The organism is Actinoallomurus sp. NPDC052308 (assembly GCF_040679195.1).
Classification (GTDB): Bacteria; Actinomycetota; Actinomycetes; order Streptosporangiales; family Streptosporangiaceae; genus Actinoallomurus; species Actinoallomurus liliacearum.
The window spans coordinates 601,340-621,527 of record NZ_JBFAUM010000002.1 but is presented as its reverse complement, the minus strand read 5'-3'; the positions used below and the strand labels follow the sequence as shown (position 1 = coordinate 621,527).

19 protein-coding genes are annotated in these 20,188 nt (G+C 64.7%); 13 read left to right on the top strand and 6 right to left on the bottom strand.

Going from position 1 to position 20,188, the window contains the following annotated elements; all coding sequences use genetic code 11:
• Position 1: 1 nt before the first annotated feature.
• Positions 2 to 343, bottom strand: coding sequence for a hypothetical protein (locus tag AB0L00_RS08950; protein WP_364430441.1), 342 nt, complete (start codon positions 341 to 343; stop codon positions 2 to 4).
• Positions 344 to 429: 86 nt separating this feature from the next.
• Here AB0L00_RS08950 and AB0L00_RS08945 point away from each other — a divergent pair, with 86 nt between their 5' ends.
• Positions 430 to 867, top strand: coding sequence for a winged helix-turn-helix domain-containing protein (locus AB0L00_RS08945; protein ID WP_364430439.1), 438 nt, complete (start codon positions 430 to 432; stop codon positions 865 to 867).
• 306 nt (positions 868 to 1,173) lie between these two features.
• Here AB0L00_RS08945 and AB0L00_RS08940 read toward each other — a convergent pair whose 3' ends face one another.
• Positions 1,174 to 1,461 carry a hypothetical protein gene (locus tag AB0L00_RS08940; RefSeq protein ID WP_364430436.1) on the bottom strand — a complete coding sequence of 96 codons (288 nt, stop codon included), beginning with the start codon at positions 1,459 to 1,461 and terminating at the stop codon, positions 1,174 to 1,176.
• Positions 1,462 to 1,983: 522 nt separating this feature from the next.
• On the opposite strand from AB0L00_RS08940, the gene AB0L00_RS08935 reads away from it, so the two are divergent.
• The 4 genes from AB0L00_RS08935 (at position 1,984) to AB0L00_RS08920 (ending at position 6,891) form a co-directional block, all read left to right on the top strand.
• The gene (locus tag AB0L00_RS08935; protein WP_364430434.1) at positions 1,984 to 2,946 is read left to right on the top strand and encodes a hypothetical protein; all 963 of its coding nucleotides are present in this window, start codon (positions 1,984 to 1,986) and stop codon (positions 2,944 to 2,946) included.
• Positions 2,943 to 3,650 carry an HAD family phosphatase gene (locus AB0L00_RS08930; RefSeq protein WP_364430431.1) on the top strand — a complete coding sequence of 236 codons (708 nt, stop codon included), beginning with the start codon at positions 2,943 to 2,945 and terminating at the stop codon, positions 3,648 to 3,650. The genes AB0L00_RS08935 and AB0L00_RS08930 overlap by 4 nt, the downstream gene beginning before the upstream one ends.
• A 364-nt stretch (positions 3,651 to 4,014) precedes the next feature.
• A complete protein-coding gene (locus tag AB0L00_RS08925) occupies positions 4,015 to 5,649 on the top strand; it encodes a DUF262 domain-containing protein (RefSeq protein WP_364430428.1) in 1,635 nt (544 codons plus the stop codon).
• A 3-nt stretch (positions 5,650 to 5,652) separates the two neighbouring features.
• A complete protein-coding gene (locus tag AB0L00_RS08920) occupies positions 5,653 to 6,891 on the top strand; it encodes a HipA domain-containing protein (RefSeq protein ID WP_364430425.1) in 1,239 nt (412 codons plus the stop codon).
• A gap of 374 nt (positions 6,892 to 7,265) precedes the next feature.
• On the opposite strand, the gene AB0L00_RS08915 is transcribed toward AB0L00_RS08920, so the two are convergent.
• The gene (locus AB0L00_RS08915) at positions 7,266 to 7,745 is read right to left on the bottom strand and encodes a hypothetical protein (RefSeq protein ID WP_364430423.1); all 480 of its coding nucleotides are present in this window, start codon (positions 7,743 to 7,745) and stop codon (positions 7,266 to 7,268) included.
• An 858-nt stretch (positions 7,746 to 8,603) separates the two neighbouring features.
• On the opposite strand from AB0L00_RS08915, the gene AB0L00_RS08910 reads away from it, so the two are divergent.
• A complete protein-coding gene (locus AB0L00_RS08910) occupies positions 8,604 to 9,710 on the top strand; it encodes an HNH endonuclease signature motif containing protein (RefSeq protein ID WP_364431596.1) in 1,107 nt (368 codons plus the stop codon).
• Positions 9,711 to 9,948: 238 nt separating this feature from the next.
• Here AB0L00_RS08910 and AB0L00_RS08905 read toward each other — a convergent pair whose 3' ends face one another.
• From AB0L00_RS08905 to AB0L00_RS08895, 3 genes are all read right to left on the bottom strand, one after another.
• Positions 9,949 to 10,149: a hypothetical protein gene (locus AB0L00_RS08905; protein ID WP_364430420.1), complete on the bottom strand. Its 201-nt coding sequence runs from the start codon at positions 10,147 to 10,149 to the stop codon at positions 9,949 to 9,951.
• A gap of 1,253 nt (positions 10,150 to 11,402) precedes the next feature.
• Complete coding sequence (locus AB0L00_RS08900; protein WP_364430417.1) at positions 11,403 to 11,663, bottom strand: hypothetical protein; 261 nt, start codon at positions 11,661 to 11,663, stop codon at positions 11,403 to 11,405.
• A gap of 289 nt (positions 11,664 to 11,952) precedes the next feature.
• A complete protein-coding gene (locus AB0L00_RS08895) occupies positions 11,953 to 12,237 on the bottom strand; it encodes a hypothetical protein (protein WP_364430415.1) in 285 nt (94 codons plus the stop codon).
• 162 nt (positions 12,238 to 12,399) lie between these two features.
• On the opposite strand from AB0L00_RS08895, the gene AB0L00_RS08890 reads away from it, so the two are divergent.
• The 7 genes from AB0L00_RS08890 (at position 12,400) to AB0L00_RS08860 (ending at position 20,183) form a co-directional block, all read left to right on the top strand.
• Positions 12,400 to 12,639 (top strand): hypothetical protein, encoded by a 240-nt coding sequence (locus tag AB0L00_RS08890; protein ID WP_364430413.1) that lies wholly within the window; start codon positions 12,400 to 12,402, stop codon positions 12,637 to 12,639.
• Positions 12,640 to 13,425: 786 nt separating this feature from the next.
• Complete coding sequence (locus AB0L00_RS08885) at positions 13,426 to 14,583, top strand: radical SAM/SPASM domain-containing protein (protein ID WP_364430411.1); 1,158 nt, start codon at positions 13,426 to 13,428, stop codon at positions 14,581 to 14,583.
• Entirely contained in the window at positions 14,576 to 15,637 is a 1,062-nt protein-coding gene (locus tag AB0L00_RS08880; protein ID WP_364430408.1) for a radical SAM protein, read from the top strand. Before AB0L00_RS08885 ends, AB0L00_RS08880 begins: the two co-directional genes overlap by 8 nt.
• On the top strand, positions 15,637 to 16,401 hold the full coding sequence (locus AB0L00_RS08875) for a creatininase family protein (protein ID WP_364430405.1): 765 nt from the start codon (positions 15,637 to 15,639) through the stop codon (positions 16,399 to 16,401). Before AB0L00_RS08880 ends, AB0L00_RS08875 begins: the two co-directional genes overlap by 1 nt.
• Before the next feature lie 8 nt (positions 16,402 to 16,409).
• The gene (locus AB0L00_RS08870; RefSeq protein WP_364430403.1) at positions 16,410 to 17,996 is read left to right on the top strand and encodes a carbamoyltransferase C-terminal domain-containing protein; all 1,587 of its coding nucleotides are present in this window, start codon (positions 16,410 to 16,412) and stop codon (positions 17,994 to 17,996) included.
• The gene (locus AB0L00_RS08865) at positions 17,986 to 18,969 is read left to right on the top strand and encodes a glycosyltransferase family A protein (RefSeq protein ID WP_364430400.1); all 984 of its coding nucleotides are present in this window, start codon (positions 17,986 to 17,988) and stop codon (positions 18,967 to 18,969) included. The genes AB0L00_RS08870 and AB0L00_RS08865 overlap by 11 nt, the downstream gene beginning before the upstream one ends.
• Positions 18,966 to 20,183: an arylsulfotransferase family protein gene (locus tag AB0L00_RS08860; protein WP_364430397.1), complete on the top strand. Its 1,218-nt coding sequence runs from the start codon at positions 18,966 to 18,968 to the stop codon at positions 20,181 to 20,183. The genes AB0L00_RS08865 and AB0L00_RS08860 overlap by 4 nt, the downstream gene beginning before the upstream one ends.
• The last annotated feature ends 5 nt before the right edge of the window (positions 20,184 to 20,188 follow it).

The window sequence follows — 20,188 nt, the reverse complement described above, 5'->3', positions numbered from 1 at the left end:
CTCAGGCGGCCCGGACGACCGACACCGGAACCACCGCCGAGGCCCCGAACGAGATCCCCTGCCGCTCCTGACCGCCGATCACCTGCTTCCACGGCCGCGCGATCAAATCAGAGACCGTCACGATCTGCCCCACCTGAACCTGCGGGTCACCGGGGACGTTCACCGTGACCAGGTCGATCCGGCCGGCCTCGGTCGCCACCGACAGACCCACCTGAAAGACGGTGCGGCCCTCGGTGTCGACCTTGACTTCACCCGTCTCCCGGTTGACCAGCTTGGGCGCGGGCGGAGCGACGCACACGAAGGTCAGCGCGCGGGTGTCGACCGGGATACCGATGTTCTGCATGACACTCCCTCAGAAACCGCCTCCCTAGCTTCTCTAGGAAGGACAGTTTCATAGGTTAGTTAGGAAACAGGGAGAGTCAAGCGATCTTGGACAACTTTCTTGGGGAACCTAGAAACCTGGGCTGGATCGTCTACCCTGGACTCATGCCAAGTGCGCACCCGGACCGTCGGAAGCTGTACGTCCGCATCGCGGATGAGCTGCGAGAAGACCTCGCCGCCGGGCGGTTTCCGATCGGGGAGCCGTTCCCGCCGATCGGGGAACTGGCCGAGCGGTTCGGGTCGGCCAAGGCGACCATCGAACGCGCCGTCGATGTCCTGCGCAGCGAAGGGCTCCTAGAGAGCAGGCAGGGAAGCCGTACCGTCGTCATCGCACTGCCGGACTCATCAGCCGGCGCCGAGGATGGGGCAGCAGAACGCAGCGAAGAGTTCCAGATGATCTTCGGTCAGCTTCAAGAGATGCGCAGCGCCATCGGGCACCTACGCACGAAGATCGAACAACTCGACGAGCGCACCAAGAACCTTTAAACCAGGGCGAAGCCGCCCTGCCCACCGCGGATGCGCGTGAAGGCAGGTAGCGGCGTCTACGGCCGTGCGCTAACCGTCAGCGGCATCGACCCTCGCCCAGCGTCCAGCGTGCGCCTTGGCGTGGCGCGGGCCAGGGCCAGGACTGGGATTTGATGACCGCCTGGGTCAACTGATCAGGATCGGCGGCCTCGATTAACCGCCATCCGGCCGGGGGTGGGACGATCGCCCACCACGCCCCCGTGCGTACGCCGAACCAGAACACCAGCCCTGGAAACCGGCGATGCAGCACGGTGACCGGATCGGGCGTCATGACTGCTCGCCCGACCCCGCATCACGGCGCTTCAGGTACTCGGCGAGGCGTGCCGCCGCGCCGGCCGGATCATCGAGCGAGTGACGCTCGTGATCATCGCGACGCCACACGAACGCGCCACGGGACGCGTCGACCTCCACCCAGATCTTCTGGCGGCTCAACTCGGTCCGCACCGAGAGAGCCGGACGCGCATCGCTGAGTCCCGGCTTGACGCCGAGCTGAACCAGTTCGCGGCACAACTCGACCAGCGTCTCCAGCTCCTGCTTCCGGTTGATCCCGTCCATGCTGCGCTCCCTCGGTTGAAAGCGAGGCCGGCGACGGGAACCCAGGTCATCCCTCAACTCCCGCGCGGAGAGAGGCAGGCCACGAATGACCCTGTCCCGACGTCGCCGGCCCCGCAGCTCATCACGGCGCCACGGCCAGCGCGTTAGGTGCTTCAGGCAGTTCGTTGCGCCCGTGAACGCGACAAACTCGCAACCCGGCGCGCGACCTCAGCGGCTTTGACCTGCAAGTCGCCCAACTCCGCAGAAATCCGCGCGATCTCTTCGAGCAGTAGCCGACGCTCGACCTCCGTCAAGCCCGCAGCCCTCCTGTTCGCAGCCTGCCGACGCGCTCGATCAATCGACGCGACCCGCCCCCGGCCCTCCAGGTGGGTCCGCGTCCCAAGCTCGGTGTTTCGTTCGTCGTTCACGATCCCGAGCCTCGCCGGACCAGGTGTTGCGCTGCGAGACCGCGCCTATCGCATCTCGGGCGTCTTGTTCTCTCTTCGTCTCATCTATTGCTCGTCTCGTGTTACGTTCGCCCTAATGGGCGAGCAGACGAAGACAAAGCCCCCCGTGCGGTTGAAAGCGCTGCTCCGCGAACGGCACTGGCAGACCTACCGGACGTTCAGCGCCGAATACGACAAAGCCGCGCGCAAGGTCGACCCGTCCCTTGTCGGCAGGGGACCAAGTCGCGCGCAGCTTCACCGCTGGATCTCCGGAGATGTCAAAGGACTCCCGTATCCGGACCACTGCCGCGTTCTTGAAAAGATGTTCCCTGGATGGACTGCGGAACAGCTATTCGAACGCGTTGATGACGAGCAAGACGCACATCAAGGCGTGGCGGCCCCGGCCGGTCCGACCGCAGCAACCGCCGCGCTCCCCGTCGACGCAGCGGTGGCCACCGCGCCGATCAGAATCCGGCCCTACGTCGAAGCGGCCTTCGACCGCGAACACGTCGCGATCGACTTCTTCGGCTTCTCCGGCGAGACCTTGCACGGCGTCATCCAAGAACCACTCGACAAGATCCGCGCCGGCCAACTCAAACCGCGGAGCCTCACCCTGCGCATCCTCGTGCCCGATGTCTCCAAGCCGATGCCCGTACCGTGCCGCAGTGACGACCTGGGCGATGACCCAGAGTTCCGCCAGCGCACGAGTCGGATCATGTTGCGCCACGGGCAAGCCATCCTGGACTCGGTCGAGGAACTGGCCGACCTGGGCATCGTCGACAGCGCCACGGCCGAGATCCGCGTCCAGGACTGCCCGCCGCTGTTCAAGCTCTACATCGTGAACAACGAAGAGGTCTTCTTCGGCTTCTACCCGATCAGGCAACATGTCGTGCAGATCAAGGGCACACCGCATCCCATGTTCGACCTGATGGGGAAGGAAGCAAGCTTGTTCCGACACACCGTCCATGACGGCTCAGCCGTCGGGGCACAGTACGTCGCCCAGGCCCGCCAGTGGTTCAACACCGTCTGGGAGACGATCAGCCGCGAGATCACCGGATGACCCCGCCCCCTACTGCCCTGGCCGACGTCCTGGCCCGCAGCAGGCACCTGCTGTTCGACTTCGACGGCCCCATCTGCGGCATCTTCTCCGGACTGCCCGCCCCCACCATCGCCGCCCACCTACGCGACCTGGTCACGGGAGAAGGCATTGAGATCACGGGGGACGCCGCAGCCTCCGGTGATCCGTTCGATGTGTTGCGCTTCGCCGCGACCATCAGCGCCGACCTCGCCCAGACCGTCGCGGACGAGCTGCGCACGATGGAGCTCCGCGCCGTCGAGGTGGCCGACGCCACCCCACACGCCCGACAGGTCATCGAAGCAGCCCACAACGACGGACGCGCCATCGCCGCAGTGAGCAACAACTCCCGTGAAGCAGTCGCGCGCTACGTCACGGCCGCCGGCCTCGCACCGATGTTCACCGCCATCATCGGCCGCACCGATCCAGACCCCCGGCTGCTCAAACCCGACCCCCACCTGATCGGCCAGGCCGTCAAGGAACTGGACGCGGCACCCGCCGACTGTGTCCTGATCGGCGACTCCCTCAGCGACATCGAGGGAGCACACAACGCCGGAACGCTCAGCATCGGCTACGCCAACAAGCCCGGCAAACTCGAACGCTTCACCACCGCCGGAGCCAGCGCCGTCATCACGGACATGGCCGAACTCATCCCGCACCTCACCAAGCGGCAGCCAGCTACCGACTGACCACGAGACAACCAGACACCGCCGCGAGCACCAGACGAGACACCAGCGTTCTAGGGGCCGAACGGCCAGACCTGCCGAATGAGGACTTTCTCTACGTCTTCAAGGGCGGCTCGCTTCGCTCCCCGCCGCGGCAAGGCCGACGCGCCGGGCATGCGGCCTCTGCGGGCCGACCCGGCGCGCAGGCCAGCCGCACAGGCGACGCTCGTATCTAGATCGGTGAACCGCAGTTCAAGGCCCTGTCCCTGCCTCGCTCGATAAGCTGCACAGAGACCAAGGACGCAGTGCCCGCAGCGAGCCGCGCCCCAAGGCATCATGGGGCTAGAGCGTTAGGACTCGTACCGAGTTCAACGGACGGGAGGTGACAATGGTCAGGAGAAGTGATCCGGCCAGCCAGTTGGTAGTTTTCTCTATCGAGTACGTAGTGGAAATGATTAGGCGTGGCCAGATACGGATCCCTTCTTATGCAAGAAGGTATGTATGGCGACAGGAGCAGAATGTCGCTCTTTTTGACAGCATTGCCCGTGGCTATCCGATAGGCACACTTATGTTTTCGGAAGGTCCAGCCCCTGAGCAGGATGTCCAGTTCGGTCCTCTAACGGTGCATGCTCCCGCCGAGGACCGCGCATATTGGATCATCGACGGGCAGCAGCGCCTAGTGAGCCTCGCAGGCTCGCTGATCGAGACAGGGCAAATAGACCGACGCTTTGCGCTTAGTTACGATCTTCGTTCAGAAACTTTCATAGCTGATCCCGTGCTGAACGATCCTTTGGTGATCCCGCTACCCGTGTTGTTTGAGACTGGGAAGCTAATGGAGTGGTTCGCCCGAGATAGGGCGGGGATACGCTACTATGAGCGGGCCTCTGAAATTTCGTGGAACCTACGTAAATTCCAAATAGCGACTTATGTGGTGCGCCACGAAGATCCGCTAGTAGCCGTTGACGTGTTCGAGAGATTGAATACGTCAGGAGTGCATCTCCGGGCCTCGGAGCTATTTTCAGCACTTACAAGCGGGGGGCAAGCCTCAGGGCGAAGTCGTCGGCTAGAGGATATTTCTGCTTCCCTCAACGAACGCACAGGCTTCGGCATAGTCGACGAAAGAACTATTATGCGTGCCGTTCTGGCGACGCGGACGACCGATATAGACCGAATTCCCGCGCTCGCTTCATCTGAGCTGCAAGACATGCAGGATGAAAGTGAGCGAGCTCTTACTCAAGCTATCGTTTTTCTGCAGGATTTTGGAGCGATTCCGCACGTTTCATTCTTGCCATTCAAAAATCTTCTAGTTGTTATAACTCGTTTTTTTGCGCTACACGATAAGCCGGACGTTAGGAATCTTCGTCTTTTGCGACGATGGCTCTGGCGAGCTTCAGTCGAGGGTTCTGAGGCCAACATGGGCAGTAGTTCGCTAGTGACGCGAAGATTCCTTGATTGTCTTGGCTATAACAGCGAAACTCGGGACGTCCAGTCACTGCTGCGAAGCGTGGAGCATAAAAAGTGGCAGCTACCGCCGACGGAAAAATTGGCTCCGCGGACAGCTTCAGGCCGAATGCTCTTGTGCTCCTGGTGGCACCGGAAACCGCGTGATCTGCGAACTGGTAGGAATATATCTCGGGCGGAACTTTGTGATGCGATAGGCGACAGTATTTCGGCAAGTAAGGTGTTGCCAAGCATACTTCAAGGCAATAAGGAGTTCTTGGCTTTGGCGGCCAACCATTTGCTCCTGGTAGAGGGAAGCGGCGAAACTCAGGAGTTGGATGCCCTGCTTCATCCGGTGGGGTACGTGAGGGAAGTCAAATGGGATGACGTATTGCAGTCGCACATGATCTCTCCTGCGGCACTACGGCACCTACGGCAGGGCGACGCAAGGCAGTTCTTCTCAGTGCGCGATTCGGCGATACAAGGTCAGTTTTATGATTTCATCGATCGCATGTGCGAATGGGGTTTCGAGGATACTCCCCCTCTCGCAGATCTAATCCTTGATGATGACAAAGAAGAGTGAAATATGGCTCCGTCTGAGACGCGCTATGCAGTATGGCTGGGGAATCGCAGAATAGGATCGCTACATCAACGAGGAGACTACACCTGGTTTGAGATTGCGGAGGATTACGCGCTTGACCCCCAACGCCCCGTACTCGGCCTCCAATTCGAACAGGACCTAACTGCCAGGCACGCGGCCGCTCTGCGCTTGCCTCCTTGGTTCTCGAACCTCCTCCCTGAGGGTGTACTGCGAAAATGGATCGCAGACGAGCGTGGAGTTTCGGCAGATCGTGAGATGGAGTTGCTTGCGCAAGTAGGGCACGATCTGCCTGGAGCCGTTAGCATTCTGCCCGAAGGTCATGCCGCACCTGAGCAGTCGTGGGACCCCTCTGAGCACGTGGCAGGCGCCGGTCTGGTTGAGGAAATACCTGATTGGAGGTTTTCGCTCGCAGGGGTAGCCCTTAAGTTCTCGATGCTAAGCGAGGATGACAGGCTAACACTGCCGGCTTTTGGGAAGCTTGGGGATACTATCGTCAAGCTTCCTGACCGGACGTATCAAGAAGTTCCCCGCAACGAATACGTGATGATGTCTTTCGCGTCTGCCGTAGGGATCGATGTTCCGGGCGTTAAGTTGGTGCATAGAGATGAATTGAGCGTACTGCCTGCTGCAGTTTGGCCAGGCGGTGAGGAGTGGGCGTACTCCATTAAACGCTTTGATCGAGACTTTCAACGAAGACCGATTCACATCGAGGATCTCGCTCAAGTTCGAAATGTTTATCCCGAAGGGAAGTATACGGGTAATTTCGAAACCATCGCATCTCTGATCTATCGCGGTCAAGATACTGAAGCGCTGCGCGAGTTCGCTCGGAGGCTAGCTTTCATGGTCCTTATTGCTAACGGCGATGCCCACCTTAAGAATTGGTCGCTGATATATAGGGATCCTCGCATACCGACATTGTCTCCAGCTTATGATCTTGTTGCAACTGCCTGGTATCGCATGGATGGCAACCCGGAGAACTTGGGGCTCAAGTTCGGGAATTCTAGACGTTTCGAAGACGTGAACCTTGGAAAGTTCGCTAGATTGCAGCGCAAACTAGGGGCAAACGATGCCGAGTTGGCTGACGTGGTTACCGACCTGGTGAAGAAGGTCGTGCTGGAGTGGCCGAAATTCGCTGATGAGCTTGCGCCTGTTCCTCGGATCCGTGATGGGCTCGCTGAAAACGTCCAGGTACGGAGCAAATCATTGCTTCGAAGCGAGGAGTGATCGACGGAGGTAAAACGAAGGGCTGCCCCAATTACTAGGGGCGAAGAGGAATCTACCCCGCCTAGTCGGCTGAGCGGGCCGAAGCGGGGGTCTCGCGACCCCCAGCCCCCCGCGAGCCGGAGCACTCACCCGCGCGAAACCGTCTGTCACACCGTCTCGCCGTTCGCGCGGGAGAGCACTCCGGCCCAGCGCACCCCGGCGGTGTTGGGTGAGGAGCTCGTTAACACTGGCGCTAACAATGGGCTTGGACGGGGTTGGACGATGCGGAGTCGAAAAGGCTGGTCAGCGGTCAGATCTGGACAGCCGTGGACGCTCTGCGTATGACTCGTAATGAATAGCTGGCCGTTCGTTTGTTGGACGCGCTGGGGTTGGGGTCAGATGTCGTTGCCGTTCCAGCCGGCGTCGAGGTTATGCAGGAGCTCTTTGGCGACAGGGCGGTGACGGCCGCCGGCGGATGGGTCCTCTGCCACCCTTCGGAGCATGCCTGCCGCCGCCCGCACCCTCTCCGCGATGCCTTCGCACACGTTCACGGGGCCGCGCTCCGGATCGTCGTAAACCGGGCACTCTGGCTCTGTTACGAAGCAACCCCACCAGTCCAACAGTGCATGGAGGGCTTCCATGCGCGCCGGGCCTGGCTGATCGGCAATCACCGCCAGGAACAGGGTGGTCGCAGGCACCGCGGCCGGATACAGCGTCCCGGCGTGATCGTTGCTGACCGCGTACCGCAGATCCGCCACCGCCCTGGCAGCGTGTGCAGCCGACCGAGGATCGCGCAGCGCCTCTACTGCGGCCCGAGCAGACGTCGAGCTGGAGGCGCGCACGTCGGTAATCCGTGACCAATCGACGGCATCCACTGGCCCTCCCGATATAGGAACGATCAGGATCGTATGGCCCTGGCACATCAGTGACAGATACGACCGGAGCCAACACGGGATATGCGCGGGATGACCTTGCCTCTCAGCGACCTGCTGCGTGGCATGAGTGCAGGTCAGCGGACGAGTGGACGCAAATTCGCCGACCCTCTGTAAATCCGCCGGCGCTGAATGCGGCGTCTCCTGCTGTACAGCACGGAAGTACAGCAACACCGTCGTATAGCACCTGTCGCGATCGCACGGCACCACACGCCCGATCAGGGCGAGCTGGCGGTGACCGTGACCGTGCCGGTAGTTCGTATCGAGGAGGCAGAGCGTCGAGGGGCAACGCTGGTACTAACAATCACCCCGGGCGATCTTGGGCGGGTCTGGGCCACTTGACGGACGAACGCCAGTTCACGGGCCTAATCTGGATGGCTGTGGACGGGTTCAGCCTGACCCGTAATGAATAGGTCGTGGTTCAAACCCAGCAGGCGGCTCTATCTCCGCGGCTTTTCCGATCACCGGAAGATGAGTTCCTGACCGACCGCCTGACGACGCGGCTGCCCTCAAGGAGAGCGTGGTCACCACCTCGGCAGGGATGAACTGGAAGACGGCGCCGCTGATCATGAGCCCGCTGGCGCCCTGGAGGTTGTCTTCGCGCTCCCAGAGCGCGGCCTTGCGCCGCCGATGGCGCTCGCTCAGAGCGGTCCCACCTCAGTGTTGAGCACGTGCGTCAACAGCTAGTTAGCTTCGTCGAGTGAGGAGAGCCGTGCTGCCTACCTTTCGTCCCTCGCTGCTGTCAGGGGTCTCTTGTATCCTGTTATCGTGCCTGATTCACGCCCTGAGATTCCCCGGCCAATGGTGCGCGCGATTCTAGTCGAAGCCGGGCACCGATGCTCCATCCCTACGTGCCGAGCAACTCCAGTGGAGATCGCTCACATCGATCCGTGGGCCAAGGTGCGGGAGCACAAGGCCGAGAACCTCATCGCGCTGTGCCCCACATGTCATAAGCGTTACGACAAGGGCGAGATGGATCGGCAGTCGATGCTTATCTACAAGCAACAAAATCAGCAACTTCAGCAGCTTCTGCTTCAAATAACCCCGAAGGGAAGTGCCTCTGCCGCGCGTGTCACGAGTGCCTCAGCGGTGCCGCATGCATCTCAAGGTCAAGTGTCGACGTCGTTTTTTGAGCGAATTCCAGACAATTCTAGGGTGGAACTCAGTGATTATGAACTGGTTTGGCCGCCTCACCTCTTCGTAGAGGAGGCGGTACGCATTATTGGGGGGAGCCAGCGTATTCGTTCCGACAATCAAGCGATCAAGCGTCTGCTTGAAGAAGCGTTCAGAGATGAGAATGTCGCGGATGATTTTGACCGGCTGACGAGTTCTGGCTTTTTTGGTAGAAATGAACCGCTTACGCTAACGGCGGATCAGTTTGTACGCGAAATTGTCGCGCGAGTGCACGAGATCCCAATGCAAAGCTCTCCGAGGCCGTACTGGAGGCGATCGAGCGATGGATCTAAGGACCAGGCCGCGCCTGACGTGGAAAGGGCGTGCCGCGAATTCGCTGTTTTGATCAGCGAGTTCGCGCAGAATGGCTACCTGGATCAGGCGTTCCCTAGGGGATGTGTGGATGACCCGGGAATTATTGATGTTGACCCTAGACTGGAGATAGAGCGAAGGCTGGGTATCGTCGACGCCTGGCCGCTTGATCCGCGCTCATGGGACGAAGATATCCTCTTCGGTCTTATGGAAGTCTTTCATGATTTCGTGTCGCGCCCGCGCACGGCTTACTATCACGACTTCTCGGATTGTGGAATGCACTATAATGGTTTTGCTACCGAGACCGGAAGAAAGCTATATCGGTGGCGGGTTAACCGGATCTTGAAGGATTCATGCATTCCGTATCGAATTTCGGAGATTGGCGAGTCGATTGGGCGTATCGTCTCGACGGATCCCGTCTGACGATTGTTCGTGCAATTCGGCGACGTCATCGGTGTACGGCAGCACGATCACGCCGTCGAACCAGTGGTTGAGGGCGTCGCGGTTGCGGCGGCCCCACTGCTGGAGCTCTGCCCACTGGATCAGTTCGCCGAGGGTGATGCACGGCTGCTTGTCGACGGGTCATGACGGGGGAGGGGAGCCGGCGCTTGAGGCTGAGGGAGGAGACGTCCGTGTCGAGGACTACGCGATCCACAGCGGCTCAGGCGAGGTCGGCCGGACGGGAGGCGTGGACGTGCGCCAGGAAGGCGTCAAGCTCCTCGTCGGTGTCAAAGACGTCGTCCTGGGCGAGATCGTCGGCAGACTCGATCGGCCGGACATGCTTGCGCCGTGCCAGCTCGTCGAGTGACACTGAGCCGCGCTCGGGTGGCTCGGCCGCGTACTCCGCGTTGCTGGTGGTCACGGTCACCCCCTGTTGCCGATACTACGAGTGTCGCACGGCCGCCGGCCGTACGGAGAGCGAAGCGGACATCCGGAAGCATGAGCACCGCACGCGGGATATGCGCGGGATGGTGCCTGTCTTCGTTCCACCCTGGCGGTAGCCCTCCGCAGGTCAGGGCCGCTACGGCCGCCGGATCGCCTGTGGATTCCTAAACCGTGTGCCGCAGGTTCGAATCCTGCCGGGGGCACCCACCTGATCAAGGAAAACCCCGGCTGACCAGCATGAACACAGGTCGCCGGGGTTTCGCTGACCCGGTTGGATTGTGTCTGAAGGCTGGCCAGGCCGTCACGGAACGCACAGCTCAACCGGCATCACCCGAGGGTTTCCGTTCTGCGAGGCGACGCCTCAGACCAGTTCGCATACGTGCTGAGGCACCCGGCAGGACGGCCAGGTGCTGCACTTCCTCGACCTTCAGCTCGCGCCGGGCCGCGAGTGCGAGTGCAGCGGCGAACGGTCGGCTCGCGTGGGTCTGCAACCGACTCTCAACCTCGACCAGCACCGTTAGCAGGACTGGCTGACGATCGGTTCGAGGCTAGATTGTCCCGTGTGGGCGGTAGGGATCACGGCGGTGGGGGCCGGTCTTTCCACACGCCTGCGGACTACCGTGATGCGGCGTCCGACCTGGCTGCCGACGTTGCCACGTTGGATCATCTGGTCCGGTGTCCGTATCCGTTCGTGTGGCAGGCATTGGCCTGCAACCCGAGCACACCTGCGGATGTGCTGGGTGAGCTGTGCTCGAAACGCGACAGCACGTGGAACGACAACAGGGAACTGCCGTCCCCCTTCCGTTCCTCGGGCCGTGGCCGGCCCTGCGGTCCGGGTCGGGGTTGCGCTCCAGGGTGACCAGCGGGAACGCAGGTCGTCGGAACTTCGCGTGTGTGCAGCCGGGCGCCCCTGCAAGCAGCCTTCAGCCGGTGGACGTGGGATGAAAGTCCGGGCGTCGGCCCGTGTGGGAGCGGCGTCGCGCAGCCGCGCCGCAGGTCGAACGGCCGGCCGATGGATGGGTTACCTGTTGCGCCGGTGATAGGCGGATGCTCCGGACGTTGCGCCAGACGCGCCAGCCATGCGGCGCGGAGACGTGCCGCCGCTCGCAGTGGCGCTGCGCCGACTTAGGGGGCTGGGGGGCGAAGTCCGACTGCGCACCGGCAGGAATGGAGCCGCGCCCCTGACCCGCGTTGACGGGTGGGGCGCGGTTGGTGCTGTCGGGGGTGGAGTCAGGCGTGAACCCAACCACCGTCGATGATGAAGTGTCGCCGCCGGGTGCGGAACACCACGCGGCCGTCGGCGTAGGTGAGCACGGTGCCCCGCCAGAGGGATCGGCGCACGTAGACGCGACCGTTGACGGGAACCTGCGGCTTCAGACGGCGCCAGCCGACGAAGTAAGTCCGGCCGGTGTAGACCGGGATCTGGGTCTTGCTGCTGCGCTCGTCGGGCATGGCTACACGATCCTTTTCGTTGGGGCCCTGTTTGTGCATGATCTAGATAGGACTGTCCGGCCAAGACGGCCGGTGCAACCGGCAGCAGTGGCCTCGAGGCCATACGCGAGGAGGGCCATCCGGCGGTCAATGGCCTTGGTGATTAAGGCGGCTGCGGCGTCCTTGAGTGACGCGTGCAGTCGGCTCGCGGCATCAGCTCGAAGCGCCTTGCGGGTCCCCGAAGAAGCCCTCATCGGAAAACCGCCTCCTCCCGGCACAGGGGCCGGAAGGAGACGGCAGGTGTCACCCGCGTCCCGTACTTGGGAAGCGTGGTCGGCTTGTGCGCCGCTCAGGCCGTGGGCGGCTTCGACGGCTTGGGCGGTACCGGCGTTTTCGGCATGGCGAGACTCCCTTTGGTCACGTAGCCAGTTGGGCGCCCGTTCTTTATGAACCGGGCGATAAGGGCAGTCCGGAGCCGGGAGTCTTCCGCCAGACGGCGCCACCAGCCGGTGATCTTCATGCCGTGGACGGCGGCTTGGCGGGAGTTCTCGAACTCCTCCTCGATGGCGGAGCCGGCGTGGGCGGCGGCCTCGGTGAGGTGATGCCTTCCGGGATCACGTGCGGCGGGGGCCACCGCACCGCCAGGTCTCAGGGGGCAGGCGCAAGGTCGTACGTCCAGGGGACGGCTTCACCTTGCGTCCCTGAAGCCTGGCCCCCTCTCCGGGGGCGGGGTGAAGGCCGTACGGTCGCTCATGGGGAGATCGCCGAGATGGTGCGACTATCGAGGGAGCGCTGTATGGGATGGCAGCTCGCTGCCTATGGCAGCGAGGACGAGTGGTTGCGGACGACCCTGCCGATCACTCGCGATCAGCTGGTCCGCATCCGAGACATGTTCGACCGGGGCGATGACGAGTGGATGGCCCACTGCTACAAGGTCAAGCCCGAAATGTGGCCTCGCATTATCGAGGTTTTCGGTTGTCCACCTCCGGAAGAAGGGCTTGACCACTTCGTGGAAGGGGTCGCGGCTGACGGCTGAGCCGGGCCATACCTCGGCAAGTGATATGGGCGGGATCGCGGCCGAAGCGCGGCATATCGTCGCCGGGTGACGGCCCGAAGCTCTCGAGCTCGGCCGGTGTTCGCCGTCCTGCCTGCCTCCCGTATTGGGACGCGTACGCCGTCGGTGCGGAACCGCGCTCCTTCATCGCCGCAAGGATTCGGCGGCCCACTTCCACGCCAGTGCGGGGGACGGGCTTCCTCCACGTATGTCCTGTTCAGGTCCGGTATCTCGGTGGGTGCTGCGTCGAGCGCGAGCGACCCGCCGTCGGCGGTTTGCTCACGCTCGCCTTGCCGCCCCGGGACCGCAATCTGCATTCCGGTCACAGGATCGAATCCGGCAAGGTCACCTGCGCAATGACCTCGTCTTCCCGTTTATGGTGGGATTAACGGCTGGTTAACCGGTTGTCCGAAAAGTGGATCAATCACTCCGGTCGGACTACCTCCTGCTTCTACTCCCGACCAATTCCCTCAACTGCGGTTGCTTGGTAGTCAAGGGTTGAAATCAACTACGAACTGCGCCAAGATCCCCGACGGACGCCAAGATCACCTACAGAACCTTGCCGACGGGTGGTGGCTTCGCCGCGAATCCGGCTTACAGCCTGGGCATTCGCGTGGCCACCTCGCGAACTTGCTGGCAGCTGGGAGGCGCCGAGTGGATGGATCCGACCTACGAACGGGTGGGTTGCAGACGGAGGCACGGCCGGCATCTGATTCGGTGCAGACCTCGCCATATCTGACATTCGTCCGCCCGGGTGATGAGAGCCCGGTGTCGTACACGGTGGACGAGCTGGTCACGGCATATCCCGACATGCGAGCGCCGGACTGGGCCGTGTTCGGGGCGATCGGTCTGGACAGGTCCGTTGTCTGGCACAGGGACGCCGCCGCACTGGACGCCCTGCACGACGCCGCAGCCGCTCCGGTCGGTCGGTCGGTGCTCGCGGCGGCGTACGGGCCTGCGGTCGTCGACGACCTGGTCGATCGCGGCTGGCTGCAGCGGCCGGCGGAGCTGTGCACGGAGTATCTGCTGACCACCGCCCAGATCGAGGTCACGGCGCACTGCAACTGGGGCTGTGAGTTCTGTCCGGTCTCGCTTGATCGCAAACCGCCGGCGACGATGCCGATGCCGCTGTTCGAGGAGATCATCGACAAGATCGCTGTCTACGACACGATCCGGTATGTCACGTTCCACTTCTACAACGAGCCGACGCTGGACCGCTTCTTCGCCGAGCGGGTCGCGGTCCTGCGCGAATACGGGTTGAAGCTGCGGCTGCTCTGCAACGCCAGCAACCTGACCGACGAGAAGATCGCCCTGCTCCAGCAGGGGGACACGCTGCTCCAGCTCGTCGTGAACGTGCCCTCGCTCGATGAGGATGAGTTCCGCGCCTTGACCGGCTACAAGCGACCCGGACGGACGCTGGCCAACGTCGAGGCCGCGCTCGATGCAGGACTGCGGGTCGCGATCGTGGTCAACGGCGTCGGCCAGGATGTGGAGCGTCGGCTCGAGGCGGTGCGTGCGCATTTCGAGCCACGCGGGGCCGCCGTCAGTTCGTCGCTGATCTCGGATCGGGCGGGCACGCTGTCGGAGGACTACTACCAGGACGTGCACGTCGAGGGCAGGCTGCGTGGTTGCAGCTGGCCGGTGAACCACGCGCACTTCTCGGTCGGCGGCGACATGTTCATCTGCTGCAACGACTACTACCAGCGCGAGAAGTTCGGCAATATCCGCTCCGGATCCGTACACGAGCTCATGACGAGCGAGGAGGCGGTTCTGCTGCGCCGCAGGGTGTTCGGCGTCGCCGAAGCGCCTGACGACTACATCTGCCGGGCGTGCCATGATCAGCTGCCCGACTTCTCCCGCAGGCAGTTCCTTCCCCTGGCCAGCTTCCCGCTGAACGGCTGTGGCCGAGGGGGCGCCTGTGTCTGACAGCGTTCGCATCTGGTACGTGTCCGGGCAGCGACTGTGCAATTTCCGTTGTACGTACTGCGTTTCGATCAACGACTACGCCAAGAGCAACGCCGCCGACTGGCCGCCCGAGGACCAGGCCCGCTTCGAGAAGATCGTGGACTGGATCGCCGACCGGCCGTTCCGGGTCGGGGTGCGGCTGGCGACCTTGGGGGAGCCGTTCGCCTCCCGGCCGTTCCTGTCGAAGGCCGCCCAGCTGAGCACCCGCCCGAACACCGACTTCGTCGAGCTGGTGACCAACGGATCGCTGCTCAAGCGCCGTCTCGAACAGCTCGACCGGGAAGGGGACATCAGCAGGATCTCGCTGTGGGTCACCTACCACCCGACGGAGATCCCGTTGCAGCGGTTCATCGCGAACGCGCGCTTCGCCCAGGAGCGCTACGGGTGCTTCGTCGTCGTCAACGGCCTGCTGTTCCCCGACAACGAACAGCAGGTCGTCGATCTGAAGCGGGCCGCCGAAGACGCGGGCCTGCGGTTCAACCTCGACCTCGGCTACGACCCGCTCACCCCGCACGGCGTGCACACCGAGCTCCAGGTCATGGTGCCGATCCTGCGCGAGCGTGAGGAGGACGGTGTCGCCCGCGCGGTCCGCCTCGGCGTGCACCCCGAACTGCTCGACCTCAACATGGCCGCGATGCGGGACCTGCGCGGGCAGCTGTGCAGCGCCGGCCACAACTACTTCTACATCGGTATCCGCGGTGACGTGTACCGGTGTTCCCGCTATCAGGCCCTGGACAAGGACCGGATCGGCAACGTCCTGGACGACGGGTTCGACCTCCAGTTGTCCCGCGCGCCGTGGACCGCCTGCGGGGCCGGGTTCGGGTGCGGCAACAAGGAGGACTACCTGCACCTACGACGACGCGGACCCGTCAACGGGCCGCCGCCCCCCAGCCTCGGCTGGGTCGACCGCGATCCGCCCGCCGCCGCTGCCCGAACCCGGCGCGGTGACGATCCGGGCGCACTCGCGCACGTGGTCTCGGCCGAGCCCTCCGGGCGCACAGAGGAGACACGCTGATGCGCATAGCGGACATGACCTGGCAGGAGTACGACGGCCAGATCAGGCAACGGATCGTCGTCCTGCCGATCGGCTCGATCGACGGTCACGGCCCCCACCTGCCGCTCTCCACCGACACGATCATCTCGACCTACCTCGCCGAGCAGCTAGAAGATCACCTGGGGGTCTTGGTCCTGCCACCCCTGACCTACGGTCTGCCCACCGACCCGGCGGCCAGTGGCGGCCGGTTCCCCGGAACGACCAGCGTACGGGCCGCGACCTTCACCGACCTGGTGCTCGACGTGCTGCGCGCCTCCTACCGGCACGGCGCCCGCCGGTTCGTGCTGCTCGAGTCGCACAAGGTGAACCTGGGCCCGCTCAGAGAGGCGGCCGAACTGTTCATCGAGACCGCGCCGCAGGCCCGGGTCATGGCCGTCACCTGGTGGGACGTGGTGACCGAGGACAGCCGCAACGCGATCGCCGCCGAGACCGGCGTCGCCCGCCACGACGACCACCACGCGGCGATGGTGGAGACCAGCCTGGTGATGCACGCCGCGCCGCACCTGGTCCGGAACGAACTGCTCGCCGACGACGAGGTCCCACGCCGGGCGCGTTACCTCATCCTTCCCGTGCCGCAGGACCTGCGGACCAAGACCGGCGTGGTGTACCGAGCGGCGGCGGCGAGCCCTGAGATCGGTGCACGGCTGATGGCCGAGATCGTCACCAACCTGGTCGCCGCGGTCACCCGAGAGCTCGGCGAAGCCGTACAGGAGGTCCTCCCGTAATGCTGATCATGGCGATAAAGCCGGGCCACGACGGATCCATCGCCGTAGTGGAAGACGGCCGGCTGCTGTGGTGCCTGGAATCGGAGAAGGACACCTTTCCCCGGTACGCGCAGCTCACCCCGACGACGCTCCTGGAGGCCGCCCAGCGGTTGGACCGCATGCCCGATGTCGTGGCGCTGGGCGGCTGGGCCAAACCGCGCACGGGTGGTGCGATCGGGGCCGGCTACGCGGGCGTCTCGGCGGTGCAGCGCGGCAAGATGCGGTTCTTCGGCGCCGACGTCGACTACTTCACCTCGTCGCACGAGCGCTCCCACATCATGACCGCCGTCGGCATGGCGCCGCCAGGGGACGAGGAGCTGAGCACCGTCCTGGTGTGGGAGGGCGTGGTCGGCTCCTTCTACCTGGTCGACCGGAACTGGCAGGTGGTACGCACCGTGCCGGTGCTGCCGCACCCGGGCGACCGCTACGCGTTCCTGTTCTCGCTGGCCGACCCGACGTTCCCCGATCACGGGCAGACGCCCCGTACGGACGGCAGTGGCAAGCTGATGGCGTTGGCGGCGTTCGCCGACGCGAAGGACGCCGACGCCGACATCGAGGCCGCCGTCGACCGCATCCTGGCCGCGCCGACCGTCAACCCGGCGCCGAAGGCCGAGTTCGCCGACACGGTGCTCTACAACGCCGGTGTCCAGTCGAAGGCCGCGAAGACGGCCGCGGCCCTGCTGACCAAGCGGATCTTCGACCTGTTCGCCGAGGTCGCGCTCCGCGAGCTGCCGGCCGGTACGCCGCTGCGGATCTCCGGCGGTTGCGGGCTCAACTGCGACTGGAACGCGGCATGGCGCGAGCTGGGACACTTCAGCTCCGTGTTCGTTCCGCCGTGCACCAGCGACTCCGGGTCGGCGATCGGGACCGCGATCGACGCGCTGGCCCATCACGGCCGTACGACGCCGATCGACTGGTCGGTGTACGCCGGGCTCGACTTCGTGAACGACACCCGCCCCGACCCGCAGCGGTGGCGCGACCGGCCCCGCGACGACCACGCCCTCGCGGAGACGCTCGCCGCCGGCCGGGTCGTCGCCTGGGTGCAGGGGCGCTGGGAGATCGGCCCCCGTGCGCTGGGCAACCGGTCGCTGCTGGCCGAGGCCTCCTCGGCCGCGACCCGGGACCGGCTCAACGACATCAAACAGCGGGAGTCGTACCGGCCGATCGCGCCGGTCTGCCGTGAGGAGGACCTCGCGGAGGCCTTCATCGAGGACTTCCCCGACCCGTACATGCTGTACTTCCGGCGCGTCCGGTCGCCGAAGCTGGCGGCCGTGACGCACGTCGACGGCTCGGCCCGCGCCCAGAGCGTCACCGCGGCGAGCAACCCGCCGCTGCACGAACTGCTGAGCGCGGTCGCCGACCGGACCGGGCTGGGCGTGCTGTGCAACACCTCGCTCAACCACCTGCGGCGAGGGTTCATCAACCGGATGTCGGACCTGGTCGCCTACTGCGAGGACCGCGGCATCGACGACATGGTCGTCGGCGAGCGGTGGTACACGCGGCTGACGGCGGGGGACGCTCCCGGGTCGCCGGCGGGAGGTCACCATGGCGGCTGACCCGCGAACGTCCCGCTCCCGGCCGCTGGTCAGCGTCATCATCCCCACCCTGAACCGGCCGGCGGCCCTGGACGCGGCGCTGAAGAGCGTCATGACGGCCGGCCGGAGGCTCTCCGACGACGTCGGAGCGGTCGAGGCGATCGTGGTCAACGACGGCGGCCGATCGGTCGGCGACCTGGTCGACACGTGGAAGCGGAGACTGCCCGTCACCCTGCTCGAACTCGACCGGTGCTCGGGCGGGGCCTCGGTGCCGCGCAACCTCGCCGTCGAGGCGGCCGAAGGCGAGTACATCGCGTTCCTCGACGACGATGACGTGTTCCTGCCCCAGCACCTGGCCGTCGGCTGCGAACCGCTGCGGCGAGGCGACGCCGACTTCGTCTACCTGGGCGCCGTCGTGTCCGAGCGACGGCTGGACGCCCTTCCGGCGGACCTCAGCGGATACCGGTTCAAGGCGTACCCGTACGATCCGCGGTTCCTGATGGTGGCGAACTACCTGCATACCGGTGCGGTCATCGTGCGCAACTTCCGGGACACCAAGGTACGGTTCGACCCGGCTCTGGAGGTGTGCGAGGACTGGGACCTCTGGATCGCGCTGACCACCGTCCTGCGCTACCGGGTCACCTTCATCGACGAGATCACCTCCATCTATCACCAGGTGCCCGACACCAGCGGAATGGTGTCCGGCGCTCAGCTGATATCCCCGTCGAAGTTCGCCCTGGCGCGCGACCACATCAACGCCAAGTGGCCGGTGGCGGACCCGGTCGTGGTGGGATACCGCGCCTGGATGGTGGCGCTCGAACGGTATCGAGACGACCTCATCGCGCGGCACCGGCGCATGCCGAACCTGCTGTTCGACCAGATCCTCGGCTACCTGCACGAGCGGATCGGCCGACGGCTGCCACCCGACCACGCCGACATCGGCCGGTTCTTCACCGACGTCGCCGCCCCGGTGGGACCCGAGGCGATGTCATGAACACAGAGCCGCAGGGACTGTTGTTCTCGCCTGCGTCGAGCTATCCCACGCCGGTGGCGTACGTCATCGACCGCGAGGGTGCGATCCTGCACACCTGGAGCCACACCCACGGCCAGCCCCGCCCGCAGGACGACCCGCCCAGCTACCTGCGAGGCTGGAACCACGTCGAGATGGACGCGGCGGGCAACCTGTTCGCGGTCGTGCCGCTGCGCGCGCTGCTGAAGCTCACCCCCGACTCGCACCTGGAGTGGGCGTGCGACGTGGCCGCGCACCACGATCTGGCGATCACCGCAGACGGCACGATCCTCGTCCTCACCGAGACGCCCCGCCGCGTGGACGGGGGCGGGTCCGCTCAGGTCGTGCTCGACAACCTGATCTCCACGGTCACCGCCGACGGCGTCGTGAAGAGTGAGGCATCGCTCTATGACATCCTGCGGACGGACGCCGAGCTGCGACGGCTGATCGACGCGGCCGTTCAGCGGCGCGGCGCCGCGTTCCGGTCACGCGGGTGGCCGGTCCGGGGCGACGACGTCCCGGACGCGGTGGTCGCCGAGACCCGCGCGATCCTGCGGACGGGAAGTCACGACGGAGAGCGGCGCCGCGCGCTGCGGCTCCTTCGCGCCCTTCCGGGATCGCCGTGCGACGTCCTGCACACCAACACCATCGAGGTGCTGCCGGCCCACCCCGCCGGTATCTGGTCGCAGGGCGACCTGCTGGTCTGCATGCGGGAACTCGACACCGTCGCCGTGATCGGCCGCGCCGACGGCCGGGTGAGGTGGTGGTGGGGGCCCGGCGAACTGTCGGGGCCGCATCAGCCCACCATGCTCCCGGACGGGCGGCTCCTGATCTTCGACAACGGCAGGGGAGAGCAACGCTCGCGCCTGGTCGTCATGGACCCGGCCACCGACGAGATCGTGTGGAGCTGGACGGCCTCCCCGCCGGAGTCGTTCTTCTGTCCGCTCGCCGGCGGCGCCGAGCCACTGCCGGGCGGCAATCTCCTGGTCACGAACTCCACCGCGGGAGGCGCCTTCGAGCTGACCCCCGACGGCCGGGTCGTGTGGGAACTGTCCCTGCCCGTCGAGGTGTACGGGGCCGACCGCGGCCGGGTCTCCATCTACCGGATGTCGGCCGTACCCACCGGTGCCCTCGTGCGGAGGGCGGCAGGCCGTACGGCGGCGGTGGTCGGGTCGACCGGGAAAGGCGGGCAGCCATGAAGACC

What these genes read in the sequence shown, in the direction of transcription:
- AB0L00_RS08950 (WP_364430441.1), bottom strand. Translation starts at nt 343, where the DNA reads ATGCAGAACATCGGTATCCCGGTCGACACCCGCGCGCTGACCTTCGTG.
- AB0L00_RS08940 (WP_364430436.1), bottom strand. Translation starts at nt 1,461, where the DNA reads ATGGACGGGATCAACCGGAAGCAGGAGCTGGAGACGCTGGTCGAGTTG.
- AB0L00_RS08935 (WP_364430434.1), top strand. Translation starts at nt 1,984, where the DNA reads ATGGGCGAGCAGACGAAGACAAAGCCCCCCGTGCGGTTGAAAGCGCTG.
- AB0L00_RS08930 (WP_364430431.1), top strand. Translation starts at nt 2,943, where the DNA reads ATGACCCCGCCCCCTACTGCCCTGGCCGACGTCCTGGCCCGCAGCAGG.
- AB0L00_RS08925 (WP_364430428.1), top strand. Translation starts at nt 4,015, where the DNA reads ATGGTCAGGAGAAGTGATCCGGCCAGCCAGTTGGTAGTTTTCTCTATC.
- AB0L00_RS08920 (WP_364430425.1), top strand. Translation starts at nt 5,653, where the DNA reads ATGGCTCCGTCTGAGACGCGCTATGCAGTATGGCTGGGGAATCGCAGA.
- AB0L00_RS08910 (WP_364431596.1), top strand. Translation starts at nt 8,604, where the DNA reads ATGGTGCGCGCGATTCTAGTCGAAGCCGGGCACCGATGCTCCATCCCT.
- AB0L00_RS08900 (WP_364430417.1), bottom strand. Translation starts at nt 11,663, where the DNA reads ATGCACAAACAGGGCCCCAACGAAAAGGATCGTGTAGCCATGCCCGAC.
- AB0L00_RS08890 (WP_364430413.1), top strand. Translation starts at nt 12,400, where the DNA reads ATGGGATGGCAGCTCGCTGCCTATGGCAGCGAGGACGAGTGGTTGCGG.
- AB0L00_RS08875 (WP_364430405.1), top strand. Translation starts at nt 15,637, where the DNA reads ATGCGCATAGCGGACATGACCTGGCAGGAGTACGACGGCCAGATCAGG.
- AB0L00_RS08870 (WP_364430403.1), top strand. Translation starts at nt 16,410, where the DNA reads ATGGCGATAAAGCCGGGCCACGACGGATCCATCGCCGTAGTGGAAGAC.
- AB0L00_RS08865 (WP_364430400.1), top strand. Translation starts at nt 17,986, where the DNA reads ATGGCGGCTGACCCGCGAACGTCCCGCTCCCGGCCGCTGGTCAGCGTC.
- AB0L00_RS08860 (WP_364430397.1), top strand. Translation starts at nt 18,966, where the DNA reads ATGAACACAGAGCCGCAGGGACTGTTGTTCTCGCCTGCGTCGAGCTAT.